The sequence below is a fragment of the Oscillospiraceae bacterium NTUH-002-81 genome (genome assembly GCA_032620915.1).
Classification (GTDB): Bacteria; Bacillota; Clostridia; order Lachnospirales; family Lachnospiraceae; genus JAGTTR01.
The window spans coordinates 1966067-1984329 of sequence record CP136052.1 but is presented as its reverse complement, the minus strand read 5'-3'; the positions used below and the strand labels follow the sequence as shown (position 1 = coordinate 1984329).

Here is an 18263-nt window from a genome sequence, read left to right as displayed (position 1 = left end):
CTCATCTTCCAACCGACAAAATCAAAAGGAGTATCTAAGCTTCAAAAGCTTTTTTCATCTCTATAAACTGTTTGATCATTTTTACTGCATTCTCATTGCCGATAACGCTGCTGTCCAGGCACAGATCGTAGCCTGCCGCCTCGCCCCAGCGCTTGCTCGTGTAGTAATTATAGTAGCTGGCACGCTTCTTATCGGTCTTGGTCACCTCGTCCTTGGCCTTGGCCAGCGTCAGATCGTGCCGTTTGGCTACCCGGTGGATCCGGTAATCAATATCCGCATGGATGAACACCTTCACGCAGTTGGGATAATCCGCCAGAGCATAATCAGCACATCTGCCGACGATGACACAGGGTTCCTTGTCTGCGATCTTCTTGATGGTATCAAACTGTGCCAGGAAAATCTTATGATTCAGCGGCATTTCGTTAAACGTTCCCGAGGAATACCCCAGAGAATACGTATCCATAACCAGAGAGTAGAGGAAACTGTTGGTCGGCTTCTCGTCATGATTTTCGAAAAGCTCCTGCGCCATTCCGCTCTCCTTGGCAGCTGCAGTAAGCAGCTCCTTGTCATAATATTTGATGCCGAGATCCTTCGCCAGCATCTGCCCGATCTCTCTTCCACCACTGCCGAGCTGTCTTCCGATGGTAATAATGGTATTCGTTGTCATAGGATCTCCTCCTTTTTACACGCTTTTTTCTTGTTTCTATCATAACAAATTGCGTGACAAAATTCAATAGAAACTCATATTTTCGGTAATTTTTGCAATAATTCTGCAAAATACGCGGGTAACGGTGCCTCAAATTCCATGTATGCGCCGGTGGTCGGATGGACAAAGCCGATGACCATGGCATGCAGTGTCTGCCCTTCCAGCGAAGGATAGGCCTGTTTTGCAGGGCCGTACACCGTATCTCCCAGAAGCGGATGTCCGATACTGGCCATGTGCACCCGGATCTGATGGGTCCGCCCGGTCTCCAGACGGCATTCGATATAGGTGTATCCCCGAAAACGCGCCAGCACCCGGTAATGTGTCACTGCCCGCTTGCCATTGTTCCGGTTGACGGCCATTTTTTTGCGCTGGGTGGGATGACGGCCAATGGGCGCATCCACCGTGCCCTCATCCTCAGAAAGATTGCCGATGATGATAGCCCGGTACCGCCGGGTGATGGAATGCTCTTTTAACTGCTCTGCAATGCAGCTGTGTGCCTTGTCGTTCTTACAGATGATCAGAGCCCCGGTGGTGTCTTTGTCGATGCGGTGCACAATGCCCGGCCGCAGGCTTTCCGTTGATGCCGGACAGGCTGTCCTGGCAGTGGTACATGATGCCGTTCACCAGCGTATCCCGATAATGTCCGGCCGCCGGATGCACCACCATCCCCTTGGGCTTGTTGACGATGCACACATCCCCGTCCTCATATAAAATATCCAACGGCATTTCCTGCGGCTCAATATTCACCTCTTCCGGTTCCCGCACCTGTACGGACACCTGCTGACCGGCAGACAGCCGGTAATTGGCCTTGACAGGCTTCCCGTCCACCGTTACCAGCCCTTCCTTGATCAGCTTCTGCAGAAAAGAACGGGAATGGTCTTCCAGCTCCTCGCTCAAAAAACGATCCAGTCGGAGGCCCTCATCACACAGCTCCGTGGTCAATGTATACGCTGTCATTTATTTCTTCTCCCGCGAAAAAGGATGGAACAGAAAATCCATCTCTTCTTCCTTGTAAACAAACAGAATGGCAATGGCAAACAGGATGACCGCAATGGTCACGTAACAGTCCGCCACATTAAAAATCGGAAAATCGATTAATTTGAAATAAATAAAATCAATGACATAATCCAGACGGCAGCGGTCAATAAAATTGCCGATGGCGCCGGAAAACAGCATGATCAGAAAAATCCGGACCGGCAGGTGCCGTTTTCCTTCCGGCACACGGAAATAAAAATAAATGATCAGTGCGGATAACAGGCCGGTAAACAGCACGAGAAAGATCTTCTGCCCCTGCAGGATACCAAAGGCGGCTCCCCTGTTTTCCAGATAGCGAAGCTCCAACACACCCGGCAGCAAAACAAACGGCGCTTGATCCTTCAGCCGGGCAACCGCCAGCAGCTTGGTGGCCTGATCCGCCGCAATGAGCAGCACGCACAGAAGCAATGCGCCCAGTCTTCTTGTTCCCTGTTTCATGTTTCCTTATGCCTCCTCAATGACCGCAATGGCCTGCAGCAGCTGTTCATCTGTCACGGTTTTGTCGGTATAGGCATCCCCCAAAGAACGAAGCAGCACAAAACGGATCGTCCCGCTCTCCATTTTCTTGTCCGATTTGGTTGCCTGCAAAATAGCCTCCGGCGCCAGCCCTGAGATAGTCAAAGGCAGATGATATCGTCTCGTTGCCTCCCGCACCGTCTCATAATCTGCTTCGGAAATGTTGCCCCGCTGCCAGGAAAGCCAGGCTGCCGCCACAGAGCCCACCGACACACATTCGCCGTGGAGCATCTGGAAGTCCTTCAGCTTTTCGATGGCATGGCCCAGCGTATGTCCGAAATTCAGAAGCGCCCGGTCGCCCTGCTCGAAGGGATCGTTCTCCACCACTTCCCGCTTAATCTCACAGCTTCGGCCGATGACCGCGGAGAGGATGTCCGGCTCTCTGGCCAGGATCTGATCTGCCTGGGCGATCAGCTGATCCAGATACGCCCGGTCTTTGATAAAGCCATGTTTGATCACCTCGCCCATACCAGCATAAAACTGCTGATCCGGCAGCGTTTTCAGGGTACGCAGGTTGATATAGACAAGCTTTGGCATGTGAAATGCGCCTACCATATTTTTGTACGCGTCGAAATCCACGCCGGTCTTTCCGCCGATACTGCTGTCTACCTGGGCCAGAAGGGAGGTAGGAATCTGTACAAAGGAAATGCCCCGCAGATAGGTGGCTGCCGTAAATCCGGTTAGGTCTCCGGTCACGCCGCCGCCCAGGGCAACCAGCGTATCCTTCCGGTCAAAATGCTGCCGGATCAGGTATTCATACAGATGGCGCACCGTATCCAGATTTTTGTTCTCCTCGCCTGCCGGAAACTCCCAGACGCAGACGGCAGATGCCACCTGGCTACAGAGCGCCTTCACCTCATCGGCATACAGCGGCGCCACCTGGCTGTCCGCCACAATGCAGATCCGGTGCCCTTCAATGCCGGCCTCCCGCAAAGCCGCAGGAAGTGCGGAAAAATCGTTGCTGATCCTGATGTCATATATTTTCTTTCCATCTTCATGTACCGGAAGGATCCGGTCCTTTGTTGCTGCCATATCGTGTCCTCCTTCTGATCAAATGCAATACAACACAAAGAGCATCCGAGGGACTTCCATCCTTCCGACGCTCTTCAATTCTCTTCTTCTATTTCCTGTCCGGACACACCATTAGAAATTGCTGGTGATCGACGGCATGCCGCCCAGTGCTCCGGAAAGCAGATTCTGGAAATCACCGGAAATATCTACGGTTGCAGGGGTGATGATGAATATGTAATTCGCGATCTTCTGCAGATTTCCGTTGATGGCAAAGCAGGAACCTGATGCAAAGTCAATGATCCGCTGTGCGATATCCATATCCAGGCCTTCCATATTCAGGACTACCGTCCGGTTGGAAAGCAGAGTCTCTGTGATCTCTCTGGCATCCTCCATAGAGGTCGGCTTGATCACACAGACTTCCATGTTGCCGCCCGCTCTTCTGCTGGGGCTGCGCATGGGCGTTACTTTATTAGAGGAAGAAACGGCTACCGGTGCAGGCTTCTCCTCCGGCTGGCGTCTGCTGCTCCGGCTGTTTCTCGGTGCAGGCTCATCGTCATAATCATCCTCATCTTCGTCATCATAACGGGAAGACTTCCGTCCGAAGAGGCCTCCTCTTCGCGGCTTCTCATCCTCGAAATCGTCCTCATCATCAAAGTAATCGTCCTCGTCATCGTAATAATCGTCATCGTCATTACCCAAGTTCATGGAATTTAAGAACTTATCAATGAAACCCATACCTGTATTATCTCCTATCTAAATATTATAATTTCTTTCACCAAAAAATGCCGGTGCCAACACGCACCATCGTCGCACCCTCTTCTATCGCCACCATATAATCATTCGTCATACCCATGGACAGAATGCGCACATGTACATTATCAATGTTTTTGTTGTTTATGTCAACAGCTAATTTCTTCAAAGCCCTAAAATATTTGCGATTTTCTTCCGGATCTTCCACGAAAGGCGCGATGGTCATCAGTCCTTCGATGCGGATGTTGGGAAAATGGGAGATCTGCTCCACCAGTTCCATGGCTTCCGCCAGGCTCGTCCCGAACTTGGTCTCCTCCATAGCGACGTTGACCTCCACGAGGATCGGCATCACCACCTGATGCTTGGCTGCCTCCTCCTGGATCGTCTCTGCCAGCCGCAGAGAATCCACCGAATGGATGAGCGCCGCCTTGTCAATGATATATTTCACCTTGTTGCGCTGCAGATGGCCGATCATATGCCACTGGATATCCTTCGGCATCTGCTCGTATTTATCGCACATCTCCTGTACTTTATTTTCACCGAAAATGCGGATGCCGCTGTCATAAGCCTCCATGAGCATGGATACCGGCTTTGTCTTGCTCACCGCGATCAGTGTCACCTCATCCCGGCTGCGTCCGGCGTTCGCGCAGGCTTTTCGGATATTTGCTTCTACTGTTTCCAGATTTTCCCGTACCATGGGAAATCACTCCTTCCTCTGTATGGATATATGGTTAATAAATAATCTCTTCTTCTTTTACTGCCTTGCTGTCCAGCACGATATGATCGTAAATAGACAGGCCGTAGGTGCTTCCCTGCTCCACAATGCAGTATTCCCCGGATTCGTACAGAATGTTTACCTTCCGGAATACGGCATAGCCGCGGTTGATATTGTAGACGCCCTTCAGGGATGCGGTGGTACCGATCTGGTAACGCTCCTCGGAATCCGGCTTTACAATGTAATCCCCCGGACTGAAATCGTTGCAGTCCACGTAATACACCTCATCCGTCGTCTCGTAAATCGTGGTGGGCACAAATACCGTGCTGGTGCTGCCATCCTCCATGTATGTCTCCCGCAGAAAACCATCGGAATCGTCATCGCCGCCGGTTGTCACATAGCCCACCGGGATCGTGTAAAACTGCTTCTCGATGATGGCCGTGGCAGGAATCTTCAGGCCTTCGATCTGGCTGAGCTTCAGCTCTACCTGCACATACCGGTCTTCCGCGAAATCTACCATATAATTGGACAGGCTCAGCACGCCATATGCCAGGCCGTCCCGCCGCATGATCTCAATGCCCGCTGTCGTCTCCAGATTGTTTTTCAGAAAACGGATAGACACCGAGGACTTGTCCGCCAGCGCTTCCAGCTTCTCATCATCCAGCGGGATAATGATATTCCATGTCTCATCCGTCACCAGCTTGTACACCGGATCACCGGCATTGACGATATCCGCCTGGGACAGATCCCGTTTTTCGTAGGAGGTGGAATCCAGCATATCGTTGGTGAAGGTGTCCTTGGTCACCCCTTCATAACCATCCGTGTAAAATTCGATGATTCCGGCTTCCGTGGCCTTCACAAAATTAAAGGTGCCGCCGGTCTCTTCCTCCAGCGCATCCGCCTGAGCGATCAGACGGTCATTCATCACCGAAAGGATCTGATTTTCCATACGGCTCTTGAAATCATATACCTGGCTGAAGCTCGTCCTGGAAATGGATGACTCGTATGCTTCCATGCTTGTTTTCAGTGAATTCAGGCTGTCTGCATCCAGCGCTTCCCCGTCCAGACTGGCCGTCAGCGTATTGATCACCTGTCCGGTCTCATCCAGCGTGTAGACGTTGCTGGAACCGGCCACCCGTTCTCCGGCTCTGGCGTAATAGCTGATGTACCCGGAGCCGTCCGCATACACGATATCCTCCTGCCGGATGGCCAGCCCTTCGCAGGTGTTATCTACCACAATAGAGCCTGCCTGTACCTCATAGGGAGAAATGCGGGTGGAACTGAAATAGGCATAGACGTAGTACAGCATGCACAAAAAGATCAGGCTGAATATGAGCATGCCTGTTTTGACCGGCAGCGGGCGGCGGTATTTTGCCACCTTTCGCGGCCGGGGCCTGCGGCGCTGGCCGGAACCATTGCCATAATCGTCTGATCTTTGACGTCTGTCATAACTGTTCTCATATCGGTTCCGGTCGTATCTGTCACGGTAACGGCCCTCTTCTCGGCGCTCCCGGCGATACTGTTCATCATACGTATTTCGGCCTCGACGGCTCCGGACATATCGTTCATCATAAGCATCCCGATTCCGCCGTCGGTCGGCTCTGCCTTCCTCGCTTTCCCGTCTACGGCGCGGCTGCCTGTATCGGTCTTCATATCTGTCATCGTAGGCAATCTGCCTGGATCGGTCCCGGCGTTCCCGCTCCGACCGATTCCGGCTGCGGCGATTCCGGCGTCCATCCCTGGATCTTGCCTGGCTGTATGTTCTTCGCTGACGCTGGTTCGCTGCCAAAATAGATGCCTCCCTGTTACTTTTTTATAATATAAATTGATAAATCCTCGCTTCTTCCCATCTCACGAATATGCGCTTCACGCATACCTGCCTGCTAACGCAGGCTGTTCGTTCGAGGGTCGCCGATTCCTCGCTCCCCTATCTCATGAACCCGTGCTTACGCACTTTATCGCCTGCTGACCGCAGGCTGTTCATTTTGATGACGATGCAGGAAAAATAAATGCCGCCTGCGGCGTCGCTCATTTTTCCAACGCATCTTATTATAACACAATTTTCCTATAAAAAAAGACCTGTTCACACAATTTCCACGGATGAAAAGACAGGGCAAAAACACACGCCTTCTGTGTATTCCCGCCCTGTCTCCTATGTATCTGATCGGATGTCTCCTTTTCTCTTATAAGGAAACAATAATCTTCGACTTTACTTCCTCCGGAAGCTCTGATTCATCCTTCGAAACGCTGATTGTGATGTTAATATGATAGGTCTCGCTGATCTTGTCAAGCTTTGCGAATACCGGAGCAAGATCTTCACATTCTTCCAGACCTGCGATCTTAAGGAAACTGTCAAAATACAATTCTTCCAGGTCATGGTCCTGGGAAATGATGCCGCAGATGAAACCAACGAATTCATCGCAGTTCTCAATGCCATAGTCTTTCACGTTGATGAGACGAATCTTGTTGTTCAGCTCATACATATGCTTGGAGCTCTTGTCCAGATAAACGATATTTCCCTTGGCTCCCTTGATCGCATCGTTTACCTTTGCTAAAAGATGTTTTGTTTTCCCTTTTCCTTTTTTGCCGACGATTAACTGTATCATTGACATCTCCTCCTTGCGTTATGTATTTTTTATCTAAATTGTATAAAAAATACAACTTTCTTTCCCTTATTATAGTACACATCAGACGAATTTACAACCATTATTTCACTGTTTTATTCAATAATTCTGTCATTTCTGTGTAAAGGGTCGTTTTATCCTTGGATTTCATCACAACGGTGATGTTTTCCTCGCCTGCCGCGTTCTCGCTGAGCAGGATCAGGCAGGAGCCTGCCGCCAGTGTGGTGCCTGTCTTGCCGCCCACAACGGTGATGGTCTTCGGTGCGTCCGCTTCTTTTGTCAGATACTGGTTCGTGGTACTCCACGTCACACTGATCCGCTCTCCCGCCGCACTCGTATAGGCCGTCAGATACCGGTCTGTATGAATGATGGTGCGGAAGGTCTCATTTTTCAGTGCTTCCTGGAAGATCAGGTACAGGTCGTAAGCCGTCGTGTAGTGATTCTCGTCGTGAAGGCCGCTGGGATTGACGAAATGAGTGTCCACCGCCCCCAGGGCGGCTGCTTCCTGGTTCATCAGCGCCACAAAGGCATCACTGCTTCCGCTCACTGTCTCCGCAATGGCATTGGCGGCGTCATTGCCGGACTTGATCAGGAGGCCGTACAGACACTGCTCCAGCGTCAGCTGATCCCCCTCCTTCAGATAACAGACAGAGGAACCCTCTTCTAGGTTCAGTGCATCGGCGCTCACGGTCACCGTATCCGAAAGATTGCCATATTTCAGCGCCACCAGCGCCGTCATGATCTTGGTGGTGCTGGCCGGATAGAGCCGTTCAAATACGTTATCGGCATAGACCACTTCGCCCGTTGTGGTATCAAAGACACCGGAGGAAGCGGACGTAAAATCATTGCCAGCCTCATTGTTTACATCAGCATCAGTCACGCACAGATCCGAAGCAAAGAAATCCACCGTCTCGGAAGCCGTCTCATCCTGGGCAGCCATGCCGTACAGGGCAGAGCTGTTGTCATAGGAAAGCACCAGCTCCTCCTGGGCAGAACAGCCGGATACGGACAGCAGAACTGCCAAGCTACCGGCCAGAGCGGCCGCCCGCCTTCTAGCGGAACACATCCCGCCACTCCATATCCCCGCGGTTCATGGCTTTCACCAGAAGCTCCGCAGACGCCAGATTGGTGGCCAGAGGGATATTGTGCATATCGCACAGCCGTACAATATCGTTGATCTCTGGCTCCTTTGGTTTCTTTGTCAGCGGATCCCGCAGAAAGATCACCAGGTCAATGGTGTTCATCTCAATGTCTGCACACAGCTGCACCGCGCCGCCGGTGATACCCGGCGCATATTTGCGCACGCTTAAATTGGTTGCCTCCTCGATGAGGCGGCCGGTCGTTCCCGTGGCAAACAGATGATGCTTCACGAGAATATTCCGGTAGGCGATGCAGAAATTCTGCATCAGGATTTTCTTCGAATCATGTGCGATTAAGCCGATATTCATATTCAGTCTCTCCTGTAATTACTGTAAGATGTCTGTAGTCCCACGTTCAGGACAATGCCGATTCCCGCATACAGGCTGACCAGCGAGGTGAGTCCGTAGCTGACAAAGGGAAGCGGGATACCCGTGTTGGGGATCAGTCCCGTGGCAACTGCGATGTTCAGGAAGCTCTGAAAGCCGATCAGGGCAGCCATTCCACAGCAGATCACTCTTCCGGAAAAGTCTCTGGCCTTCCCGGCCATGCGCAGAAGTTCAAAAACGATCAGGAAGATTAAGATAATTATAGCACAACTTCCGATAAAACCCAATTCTTCTCCTGCCACTGCGAAAATAAAATCCGTCTGCGGCTCGGAAATGAAGTTTCCGTTCTTCACGGAAGCGATGACGTTGTTGGCCAGACCCTTGCCGGACAGCTGCCCGGAGCCGATGGCCATGATGGAATTCTGCTGCTGATAGGCCAGATCCGGGTATTTTTCCGGATACAGCCAGGCCAGAATACGTCCCGCCTGATAGCCCTGGATCAGCGTCTGATCCGGGTTCAGGATAATGCTGAAAAAGATAATGCCCACCGGCAGCGCAACGCCCAGTACCCCCAGGACCCATTTATAGCTGATGCCGGAAATGTAGATCATCGTGCAGAAGATCAGCGTCATGCAGATGGTCGTGGAAAGGTCCGGCTGCTTGTACACGAGAAGCAAAAGCGGCGCCGCCAGTCCCACTGCGATGAGCACTGTCCGGTTTTTTCTGCTGCAGCTCTTCCTGATGATCCATGAAAAATTTTGCAAAAAACAGGATCATCAGGATCTTCACCAGCTCCGCCGGCTGGAAGGTCAGCCCGATATGGGGGATCTCAAACCACCGTCTGGAACCGTTGACCTCTTTTCCGAAAAAGATGACCGCCGCCAGGATGGCGATACTGCCGGCATACATGAGCCACTGCAGCTTCAGAAGCCACGTATAATCCACCAGAGAAGCCACCACCATAACCACAAGGCTTAGGCCCAGGCCGATGATCTGTTTGATCTGGGAGCTTTCCTTGGCACTTCCTATCACGAGTATTCCCATGATACTTAAGGCTAAAACCAGAACAATCAGACGGAAATTATAATTTTTCAACTGATATTGTTTAAACATCCAAACACCTTATTTTTCTGTAGTTTTTATGTCACGGATGGGAATGTTCGCAAACAGCACCGGCATTTTCTTATGTCCTTCGTCTGCGGTGGTGATCTGAATGTCCATCCCTTCCGTATCGATCACCATGTACTTTGAAATGACCTGTATCATATCGTTCTTGATCGCTTCCATGATCTCCGGAGAACAGCTTGCCCGGTCAGATACAAGCAGCAGCTTCAAGCGGTCCCGGGCAATGTCCCTGGAATTCTTTTTCCTGAAAAAATCCATCAGTCTCATCCGGCGGCCGCCTCCTTATTCTTCCGGAACAGATGCCGGAACCGGGCCAGCAGCCCGCCGGTATGATCCAGCTCCATAAACGGCACCTCTTCCCCGGCAAGCCGACAGCTGATATTCCGGTAGGCTTCCCCTGCCGGGCAGTCTGTCCCCACCAGCGGCTCCCCCTGATTCGTGGAAACAACGATATTTTCGTCATCCGGCACAATGCCCAGAAGATCCACGGCCAGCAGGCCCACCACATCTTCAATGGACATCATGTCCCCTCTTCGCACCATATCGATGCGGATCCGATTGATGACCAGATCGATCTTCGGCATATTTCCTGCTGTCAGAAGGCCAATGACCCGGTCTGCATCCCGGATGGCCGATACCTCCGGTGTGGTGACCACAATGGCCCGGTCAGCCGCGGCCACGGCGTTCTGAAAGCCCTGCTCGATGCCTGCCGGGCAGTCCAGCAGCACAAAATCAAACTCATCCCGCAGCTCTTCCACCAGCTTCTTCATCTGCTGAGGAGATACCGCGGTCTTGTCCCTGGTCTGGGCCGATGGCATGAGATACAGCGTGGAATACCGCCGATCCCGGATGAGCGCCTGCCGGATCCGGCAGTTTCCCCTCCACCACATCCACCAGATTATAGACGATGCGGTTCTCCAGCCCCATGACCACGTCCAGATTCCGAAGCCCGATATCTGTATCGATCAATACAACTTTATATCCCAGTCTGGCAAGACCTGTCCCTATGTTCGCTGCGGAAGTCGTTTTCCCGACACCGCCTTTTCCGGATGTAACAACAATTACCTGACTCATACTCATTCCTCCAGAAGGTTTGTTCCATGAATGGTCTCAAAACAGAGTCTGTCATTTTTCACGCGGCACATTTTCGGCCGCATAGGGCCGCCGCTTCTCTTTACTCTGCTTTTTCTTGTGTACATTCCGATCCTGATCAGCTCCGGTTCCATGTAGAGAGCCGCCACGAAGGCTTCTCCCGGCTCCGGGCTCTGCGCGTATACCGTTCCTTTCAGATGGCCGATGACAACCACGCTGCCTCTGGCGATGACCTGTGCCCCCGGCTCCACATCGCCGATGATCACAATGCCGGTCTCCGACTCCAGCACCTGTCCGAAACGTAAGGTACCCCGGAAGAACTGCCCAATGTTTTTCAGTTCTTCTTCGTCCTGCCTGTCCTCTTTTTCTTTTCTCCAAATGTTCCCGGTCAACGATGCAGTATACCTTCAGTCTCGTATTCTCATCGATGACCTGCAATAGTTCCATTTCCTGTTCTTCTGTAAGTTCCCGGCCATCAAAGGCCAGTGCCACCTTTGCATCTTTGAAAAAGTCAGCGGATTCCCGGAATTTCTCCGCCACTGCCTCTTTCAGTTCTTCGAACGGAAGCGCCGGATCCAGCCGGAGCACCATTCCCTGTGAGCTGCTCTTAATGACCACCGGGCTGATAACTGTATCCCTCCTTACCTAGTCGCCAATCACACTGCCCGCCTCTGAAGCGGTACCGTTCAATATATCGTCCTTATTTTCCAGGTTGAAGTAATACTTCATGATATCCCGGCATACCTCAGCCGCATTACTGGACGTATAGCCAAAGGCGATACGGCAGGACAGCGCAAGCTGCGGATCGTTATAAGGTGCATATCCGATAAAGAGCGCATGGTTCGGGCGGCTGGTGGACTGCTGCGCCGTACCGGTCTTGCCGGCAGCGTCGATCTGCATGTCCTTGTAGGATGCCGTGCTTTCGATCACGGCACGCATGCCCTGATGCACTGCGTTCCAGGATGTGCTGGAAATATTGACCTGATTATATATAGAAGGCGAGTAATCTTGTACCAGATTTCCTGCCGAATCTGTCACCTTGGAAAGTAAGGTCAGATCATAAACCGTTCCGCTGTTGGCGATGGCTGCCACATACCGGCCCAGCTGCGCCGTGGAGTATGCATGGCTGCCCTGTCCGATGGCGGAACGCACCGCATCCTGATCAGAAAACTGCGGTGTGGTCTCCGGGATCTCCAGCCCTGTGGTGTCCTCAAAGCCAAACATTTTGGCGTACTTGGACAGTCTGGCAAGACTGGTATCACTGTTGTAGCTGTCTCTGGAGGAATTGGTCATACCCAGACGATAGCCTACCTCATAGAAGAAATAGTTACAGGAGTGCTCCAGTGCCTGCACCACATTGATGGAGCCGTGGGTGGCACCGCTGCTCGTGTAGATCCAGCAGCGCGGGGAGGACGGCTGAATGTCCTCAAAAATGCCCCGGTCTGTGATGTACTCTCCCAGAGAGATCACGCCCTCCTCCAGTCCGGCAATGGCACTCACCGGTTTAAAGGTAGAACCGGGCGCCGTGCGCTCCTGAGTGGCGTGGTTGTAGAAGGGGCTGGACAGATCCCGGTTCAGCTGGGCATAGTAGGCGGAATCTACCGTATTGGCCAGCCGGTTATTGTCATAGCCCGGGTAGCTCACCAGGGCCAGCAGTGTGCCGTCCTTGGGATCTACCATGACCACCGAGCCGGAGCACGGGTCCAGCGCCAGCTGGGCCGGTGTGATCTCCAGGTTGCGGATCTTTTCCTTGATAAAAGCATAGGCTGTCACAGTGCCGCTCTGCAGGCCGGAAATGGCCTGGTCATCGTAGGAAAGCACCTTCTGATCAAAGAGCAGCAGGCAGACCTCTCTGCCGGTGAGCTGATCGTTTTTGATCATATATTTGTACACCAGCTTGCCGAATTCGTTGTCGGTGCGCAGACCGTCAACGATGGCACCCACCAGCGTGGTATACGCCTCCTGGGAATTCAGATACTTGGTATCCAGATTCAGCCGGGATACGTCGATCCAGCCCTTGGAAATCGCGTAATTCAAGTACGTGGACAGGTTGATGACCTCGTTCTTTGTCCAGTCCACATACGTTGCATCCTTCGTATCCACCTTGTCCGCATTCAGGATTCCCGTGGTCTTCATCAGATAGGTGTTCACGATATAGCTCATGTACTCCTTCATATCGGAAGACGCATCCTTGTAGGCCGGTGCGTTAGCATTGTTCAGCATGGCCTCTATGGAAGACAGAACCCCTTCCTGCCGGGACAGGTATTTCGCATACACCGACCGCTCCAGATCGGTGGCATCATCCTCCTGGAAATGGGAGATGTCAATGATATTATTATTGATCAATGCATAGTATACATCAACGATCGGGATTTTTATGTCAGAGGCTGTCGACTTCTCCGAAGCAACATATTCCCGGATATTTTCGATCTTGGAATAAAGGATTCCGGCGATCTTCTGCTCCAGAATATCGTAGGCCGCTTTCTGATATTCCCCATCAATGGACAGATAGACGTCATTTCCCGCCGTGGGCTCCGTCCGCTCGGAAATCTCGATGACTTTACCGGTGTTGTTGACAAACAGCGTCTCGCTGCCGTTGTGTCCCCGAAGCGTCGTCTCCATATACTGCTCAATCCCGGATTTTCCGATGACATCCGCTGTCGTATACTCGTCATTTTCCTTCTGCAGCTCGTCGATCTCTTCCTGGGAAGCCTTGCCCGTGTAGCCCAGGATATGAGAAAAAATATTTGCTGTCCGCATAGACACGCATCGTATCCTCGGACACCTCGATGCCCTGGAGCCTGTCGCTGTTCTCCAGAATGGCAGCCACGGTCTCTTCCGACACATCGGTGGCCACGGTAGTGGGCAGATACTTCTGGTACCGGTTCTGGTCCATGGCATAGCGCACCGTGACGATCTTCAGCTTCTCCTCATCGGTATACACGCATTCTGCCTTTGCCTTTTCGGGATCCTTGCTGTACACGGAAGCGTCATAAAGGCCATATTTCTTGCTGCCGCACAGATAATCCATGACGTCCTCTGCCGTGGCAGTCCCTTCCAGCGGTTTCAGATCCTCAATGGTTTTCCGGCCGTAAATATCCGCCTTGAAACGGGACAGTCTCGTTCCCTCCTCGGAAAATTCATACTGTCCGCTGGCATTTAGGATGATCTGGAAATCATTGTCGATCTCGCCGCCGTAATTTTCAATGATCTGGATCAGATCGTAGATGGTCTGGTTCAGCGTTTCATTCTTTTCCCTTGTGGTCTCATACGTGCCATTATCCTCAATGGTCACGGAATACGCCAGCTTGTTGTAAGCCAGCGGCACCCCGTTCCGGTCATAGATCGTGCCGCGGGTACCCAGAAGTGTCCGCTGCTTCTCGATCTTCAGCTGAAACGTATCCATATATTCCTCACCCTTGACGATCTGCAGCGCAAACATCCGCTGGATCAGCACCGCCAGCAGGATGCCGAACACAACGACAAGGACGAACATTCTCGATTGAAAAACAGATTTCAGGGCTTCTTTGATATTTTCAAGCAAAAGCTAAGCACTCCTTCTTTTTTCCGGCTGTTCCAGCTTCCGGTTGACACCGTTGATCAGACGGTACAGGAACAGCGTCACAACAATCGTATATACAAGCTCCGGAATGATGATATGGATAAAATAATACCCGAAATTAAATCTTGTCCGGATCAGGAACAAAAAGACATAGACGATCAGGCTGTACAGAAATTCACTGGCAGAAATGACCAGCATGGGAAGCTTGATATCGTCGTCATAAAAAATCTTATTGAAAAATCCGTTCACATAGCCGATATACATGTACACCAGTGCATAGAACCCGAACAGATCCCCATAAAAAATATCCACCAGAAATCCGCAGAAAAATCCCACCAGCATGCCTTCCTTCTTGCCCCGCATCAGGCCCATGCTGGACGTGAGAATGACCAGCAGGTTCGGACTGATGGAAGCCAGAGCCAGCGCCTGGAACACCGTGTTCTGCAGAATAAAACATATGATGATCATCAAAAAATCAGCTAAAACGCGAAGCACCCTTGTACCGCCTTTCCGTATCTTTATTCTGCCGCAGGCATTTCCTTGCGGTCTGTGATGACCAGCACCTCCTGCAGATGCTGAAAATCTGCGATGGGCGTGATCGTGCCGGATTTCGTCAGCTTATTGGCATCATAGGAAAGCTCGCTGACGTAGCCGATGGGAATGCCCTCCAGATACTTGACGCTGATGTTGGAGGTGACGATCTCCTCTCCCACCTGGATCTTATCTGCCTCATCCAAAAGCTGCATCAGCTGGATATGGCCGTCGCTCATCAGCTCCAGATCGCCCTTGACAATACACGTATCCGACGTGGAAAGCGTCATGGCGCTCACGTTGCTGGAATCATCAATGATGGAACGGACAGATGCCCAGTCCTTTCCCACCCGGGTGACGATGCCCACCAGGCCGCCGTCTGCGATCACGTTGCAGTCGATGTTGATGCCGTCATCGGTGCCCTTGTCGATCATAAACGTGGAAAACCAGTTGCCGGCATCCTTGCCGATGACGCGGGCCGCCACTTTCGTATAGCCCGGATATTTGGCATCCAGCTGATACATATCCCGCAGCCGTCCCAGCTCGTACGTGTCCTGTACCAGCTCACTGTTTTCAATGGTCAGCTCGTTGACCTTCTCCTTCAGCTGCTGGTTCTCCGCCTGCAGTTCCTGCAGCGTCTGCCGGTAATCCACCTTGTCGCTGAGCCACAGGCCGATGTTGTTGATGCCCTTCTGGATCGGCACGATCACATAGCCGGACACGGTCTGCACCGGCTCCAGGTTGACGTTGGTCACAAAGGTGACAAACATCATGCCGACACAGAGAATGGTCAGCAGAAGAAGCATATATTTACTTGGAAGAGAAAATTTTGATTTTCGTCTCATATTGTATACTCACATTTCCTATCTGCACTTGCTTTTTCATTATTTACCGTTGTTGGTGTAGGCCAGGCTCCGGTACTGCCCTTCCTTGATCAGGCGGGACAGTCCTCTTGCCACGCTCTCTGCCGGGGAGTCGAAGGTATTGACCTTCAGCTTCGTCTCCTTGGTGATCAGCTCCGGGATGTTGCGGATGTTAGAGGAACCACCGGTGAGGTAAATGCCGTCCCGGATGATATCTGCTGCCAGTTCCGGCGGTGTCCGCTCTAGAATGACGCGGATCGTATCAATGATAGAGTGGATATGCTCCTTGATGGCATCATAGATGAAGTCAGAGGACACCTGCAGCTCCGCAGGCAGACCGGTCACAATGTCTCTGCCGTACACAAAACCGCTGCCCTCGTCCGGCTCCGTCGCATAGGCCAGCTGTTTTTTGATGGCCTCAGACGTCTTGCTGCCGATGACCAGATTATATTCCCGGCGGATGTTCGTCTGGATGGCCTCGTCAAACTTGTTGCCGCCGATCTTGATGAGCTTGCTCAGAACGATACCGCCCAGATTGATGATGGAAATCTCTGTCGTATCCGCGCCCATGTTGACCATCATCGTTCCTCTGGCACTGCGGATGTCAAGACCTACGCCCAGTCCGTCTGCCAGCGCTTTTTCCACCAGAAATACCCTTCTGGCCCGAAGGCCGGAGCTCTCCACCAGGTCAAAGAACGCACGCTTCTCCACATCTGTGATATCGGTAGGAACTGCCATGTAATATTCCGAGCCGCGCAGGTTGCCCTTGCCGCTGTGCTCGATGAACACCTGCAAAATCGTCTGCATGTTGTTGAAATCCGCGATCACACCGTAGCTCATGGGAAAAGACACCCGGATGTTGGCCGGTGCCTTCTCATACGCCTCAAACGCCTCATTTCCCAAAGAAAACAGCTGGTTGCGGTTGGCAATGGCAACAATATTTTTCTGATTCATGATCTTATCTGTCGCCGAATTATAAATTTTAATATTACTTGTTCCAAGATCGATACCAAATGCGGTCATATCGTTCTTCCTTTCCTACATTAAATTCTCTTCCCGTAAACTTACATAGCTTCTGTCTCCGATAATGATATGATCCAGAAGCGAAATCCCAATCAGCTCCCCGGCTTCCCATACCCGCTTGGTCAGCAGAATGTCTTCCCTGCTGGGATGCGGATCTCCGCTGGGGTGATTGTGTATCAGAATAATATATACTGCCTGGCATTTGAGTGCCTCGAGAAAAATTTCTCTGGCAGATATGAGAGAAGCATTGACCGTGCCCACGGACAGCTGCTTTTCTGCCAGCAGCATGCTTCTCGTATTCAGCATCATCACTCTGCACTGCTCCCGCTCCTCGTGCCGCAGATCTTCCATATAGAAATCCGCGATGCTGGCGGGATCATGAAAGCATAAGCCGTCCCGCGCCCGGCTCTTGGCCATGCGCCTGGAAAGCTCCGCAATACACTGAATCTGTATGGCTTTCACCCTACCGATGCCCTTCACAGAAGTCAGCTCCTGCACGGACAGCCCGCAAAGGCCTGCCAGATTCCCCTGTCTGCCGCCCAGATCCAGTACCCTTCTGGCCAGCTCCACAGACGTATCTCCCACTGCCCCTGTGCGGATGATCACGGCCAGAAGCTCTGCATCCGACAGCGCCTGGCAGCCCTGCTCCAGGCATTTCTCATAGGGGCGCTCCTCCGGAGGCAGGCTTAAGATGCCCTTTCGTTCCTCCGATGCCGTCTGTTCTCGTTGTTCCATTCTTTTCATAGCGATTCCTCCTGTTTCTCATGACTCTCTTCTATCGTCACACAACAGGTTCGCCAGCTTTCGTTTCTTGCAGCTGTCAGGCACTTTTCACTAAATGCCGAAAACAGCTGCACCGTCTGCCTACAGCAGCCGATAAATGATAATGGCAATGACCACGCCAATGATACTGGCCATGGTAATATGAATCGACAGTCCGAACGTTATGACAAGCACACCCAGATTCAGCACAAGCGGACTGTCCATCCCGAAGCTCTGGCCGTAGCCAAGCCAGCCAAACACCCCTGCATCCGATGCCAGCGAGCCGATAAATCCACCCAGTACAATGCCGGCAAGAATGAGCAGGAACAGGGCCCAGGAGTTCTTCTTCATTTGTGTCATACCTCCATCCTAAGTAACAAAACCGGAATCCCACAAAAACAGAATTCCGGTTCCTGTGGTTGTCATAAAAATATTATGTAAACATCAGTTCTGCTTACATACATTGTTTATTCTACCACACA

The 18263-nt window shown here is 51.9% G+C and carries 18 protein-coding genes and 3 pseudogenes; all 21 read right to left on the bottom strand.

From position 1 onward, the window contains the following. Nucleotides 1-34 precede the first annotated feature (34 nt). The 21 genes and pseudogenes from RJD28_09565 to RJD28_09465 all read right to left on the bottom strand — a co-directional run bounded on the left by RJD28_09565 (nt 35) and on the right by RJD28_09465 (nt 18132). The gene (locus RJD28_09565; GenBank protein ID WNV56604.1) at nt 35-667 is read right to left on the bottom strand and encodes a cytidylate kinase-like family protein; all 633 of its coding nucleotides are present in this window, start codon (nt 665-667) and stop codon (nt 35-37) included. Between the two features lie 74 nt (nt 668-741). Further along, nucleotides 742-1663 (bottom strand): annotated as a pseudogene (locus tag RJD28_09560) (RluA family pseudouridine synthase). Then, the gene (gene lspA, locus RJD28_09555) at nt 1664-2179 is read right to left on the bottom strand and encodes a signal peptidase II (GenBank protein ID WNV56603.1); all 516 of its coding nucleotides are present in this window, start codon (nt 2177-2179) and stop codon (nt 1664-1666) included. A gap of 6 nt (nt 2180-2185) precedes the next feature. Further along, nucleotides 2186-3289: a 3-dehydroquinate synthase gene (gene aroB, locus RJD28_09550; GenBank protein ID WNV56602.1), complete on the bottom strand. Its 1104-nt coding sequence runs from the start codon at nt 3287-3289 to the stop codon at nt 2186-2188. A 111-nt stretch (nt 3290-3400) separates the two neighbouring features. Further along, nucleotides 3401-4003 carry a cell division protein SepF gene (locus RJD28_09545; GenBank protein ID WNV56601.1) on the bottom strand — a complete coding sequence of 201 codons (603 nt, stop codon included), beginning with the start codon at nt 4001-4003 and terminating at the stop codon, nt 3401-3403. 37 nt (nt 4004-4040) lie between these two features. After that, nucleotides 4041-4715 carry a YggS family pyridoxal phosphate-dependent enzyme gene (locus RJD28_09540; GenBank protein WNV56600.1) on the bottom strand — a complete coding sequence of 225 codons (675 nt, stop codon included), beginning with the start codon at nt 4713-4715 and terminating at the stop codon, nt 4041-4043. Between the two features lie 34 nt (nt 4716-4749). Beyond that, nucleotides 4750-6522, bottom strand: coding sequence for an HlyD family efflux transporter periplasmic adaptor subunit (locus RJD28_09535; GenBank protein ID WNV56599.1), 1773 nt, complete (start codon nt 6520-6522; stop codon nt 4750-4752). A 394-nt stretch (nt 6523-6916) separates the two neighbouring features. Continuing rightward, nucleotides 6917-7339 carry a twitching motility protein PilT gene (locus RJD28_09530; protein ID WNV56598.1) on the bottom strand — a complete coding sequence of 141 codons (423 nt, stop codon included), beginning with the start codon at nt 7337-7339 and terminating at the stop codon, nt 6917-6919. 100 nt (nt 7340-7439) lie between these two features. Next, complete coding sequence (locus tag RJD28_09525) at nt 7440-8381, bottom strand: serine hydrolase (GenBank protein ID WNV56597.1); 942 nt, start codon at nt 8379-8381, stop codon at nt 7440-7442. Nucleotides 8382-8409: 28 nt separating this feature from the next. Then, entirely contained in the window at nt 8410-8805 is a 396-nt protein-coding gene (locus RJD28_09520; protein WNV56596.1) for a methylglyoxal synthase, read from the bottom strand. Nucleotides 8806-8807: 2 nt separating this feature from the next. Further along, nucleotides 8808-9936, bottom strand: a pseudogene (locus RJD28_09515) (FtsW/RodA/SpoVE family cell cycle protein). Between the two features lie 9 nt (nt 9937-9945). Beyond that, on the bottom strand, nt 9946-10215 hold the full coding sequence (gene minE / locus RJD28_09510) for a cell division topological specificity factor MinE (protein WNV56595.1): 270 nt from the start codon (nt 10213-10215) through the stop codon (nt 9946-9948). Then, a pseudogene (minD, locus tag RJD28_09505) lies at nt 10212-11022 on the bottom strand (septum site-determining protein MinD). Before minD ends, minE begins: the two are co-directional and overlap by 4 nt. 2 nt (nt 11023-11024) lie before the next feature. Then, a complete protein-coding gene (locus RJD28_09500) occupies nt 11025-11432 on the bottom strand; it encodes a septum site-determining protein MinC (GenBank protein WNV56594.1) in 408 nt (135 codons plus the stop codon). A 253-nt stretch (nt 11433-11685) separates the two neighbouring features. Next, complete coding sequence (locus tag RJD28_09495) at nt 11686-13800, bottom strand: penicillin-binding transpeptidase domain-containing protein (protein ID WNV56593.1); 2115 nt, start codon at nt 13798-13800, stop codon at nt 11686-11688. Continuing rightward, complete coding sequence (locus RJD28_09490) at nt 13712-14584, bottom strand: hypothetical protein (protein ID WNV56592.1); 873 nt, start codon at nt 14582-14584, stop codon at nt 13712-13714. Before RJD28_09490 ends, RJD28_09495 begins: the two co-directional genes overlap by 89 nt. Before the next feature lie 3 nt (nt 14585-14587). After that, nucleotides 14588-15070: a rod shape-determining protein MreD gene (gene mreD, locus RJD28_09485; GenBank protein WNV59594.1), complete on the bottom strand. Its 483-nt coding sequence runs from the start codon at nt 15068-15070 to the stop codon at nt 14588-14590. A 50-nt stretch (nt 15071-15120) separates the two neighbouring features. After that, nucleotides 15121-15978, bottom strand: coding sequence for a rod shape-determining protein MreC (gene mreC / locus RJD28_09480; protein WNV56591.1), 858 nt, complete (start codon nt 15976-15978; stop codon nt 15121-15123). Between the two features lie 39 nt (nt 15979-16017). Further along, on the bottom strand, nt 16018-17019 hold the full coding sequence (locus RJD28_09475) for a rod shape-determining protein (protein ID WNV56590.1): 1002 nt from the start codon (nt 17017-17019) through the stop codon (nt 16018-16020). Between the two features lie 15 nt (nt 17020-17034). Continuing rightward, entirely contained in the window at nt 17035-17763 is a 729-nt protein-coding gene (gene radC / locus RJD28_09470; GenBank protein WNV56589.1) for a DNA repair protein RadC, read from the bottom strand. Nucleotides 17764-17883: 120 nt separating this feature from the next. Further along, the gene (locus tag RJD28_09465) at nt 17884-18132 is read right to left on the bottom strand and encodes a DUF4321 domain-containing protein (GenBank protein WNV56588.1); all 249 of its coding nucleotides are present in this window, start codon (nt 18130-18132) and stop codon (nt 17884-17886) included. Nucleotides 18133-18263: the final 131 nt, after the last annotated feature.

What these genes read in the sequence shown, in the direction of transcription:
- radC (WNV56589.1), bottom strand. Translation starts at nt 17,763, where the DNA reads ATGAAAAGAATGGAACAACGAGAACAGACGGCATCGGAGGAACGAAAG.
- RJD28_09565 (WNV56604.1), bottom strand. Translation starts at nt 667, where the DNA reads ATGACAACGAATACCATTATTACCATCGGAAGACAGCTCGGCAGTGGT.
- RJD28_09530 (WNV56598.1), bottom strand. Translation starts at nt 7,339, where the DNA reads ATGATACAGTTAATCGTCGGCAAAAAAGGAAAAGGGAAAACAAAACAT.
- RJD28_09545 (WNV56601.1), bottom strand. Translation starts at nt 4,003, where the DNA reads ATGGGTTTCATTGATAAGTTCTTAAATTCCATGAACTTGGGTAATGAC.
- RJD28_09465 (WNV56588.1), bottom strand. Translation starts at nt 18,132, where the DNA reads ATGAAGAAGAACTCCTGGGCCCTGTTCCTGCTCATTCTTGCCGGCATT.
- lspA (WNV56603.1), bottom strand. Translation starts at nt 2,179, where the DNA reads ATGAAACAGGGAACAAGAAGACTGGGCGCATTGCTTCTGTGCGTGCTG.
- RJD28_09540 (WNV56600.1), bottom strand. Translation starts at nt 4,715, where the DNA reads ATGGTACGGGAAAATCTGGAAACAGTAGAAGCAAATATCCGAAAAGCC.
- aroB (WNV56602.1), bottom strand. Translation starts at nt 3,289, where the DNA reads ATGGCAGCAACAAAGGACCGGATCCTTCCGGTACATGAAGATGGAAAG.
- mreC (WNV56591.1), bottom strand. Translation starts at nt 15,978, where the DNA reads ATGAGACGAAAATCAAAATTTTCTCTTCCAAGTAAATATATGCTTCTT.
- RJD28_09520 (WNV56596.1), bottom strand. Translation starts at nt 8,805, where the DNA reads ATGAATATCGGCTTAATCGCACATGATTCGAAGAAAATCCTGATGCAG.
- mreD (WNV59594.1), bottom strand. Translation starts at nt 15,070, where the DNA reads ATGATCATCATATGTTTTATTCTGCAGAACACGGTGTTCCAGGCGCTG.
- RJD28_09495 (WNV56593.1), bottom strand. Translation starts at nt 13,800, where the DNA reads ATGCGGACAGCAAATATTTTTTCTCATATCCTGGGCTACACGGGCAAG.
- minE (WNV56595.1), bottom strand. Translation starts at nt 10,215, where the DNA reads ATGAGACTGATGGATTTTTTCAGGAAAAAGAATTCCAGGGACATTGCC.
- RJD28_09475 (WNV56590.1), bottom strand. Translation starts at nt 17,019, where the DNA reads ATGACCGCATTTGGTATCGATCTTGGAACAAGTAATATTAAAATTTAT.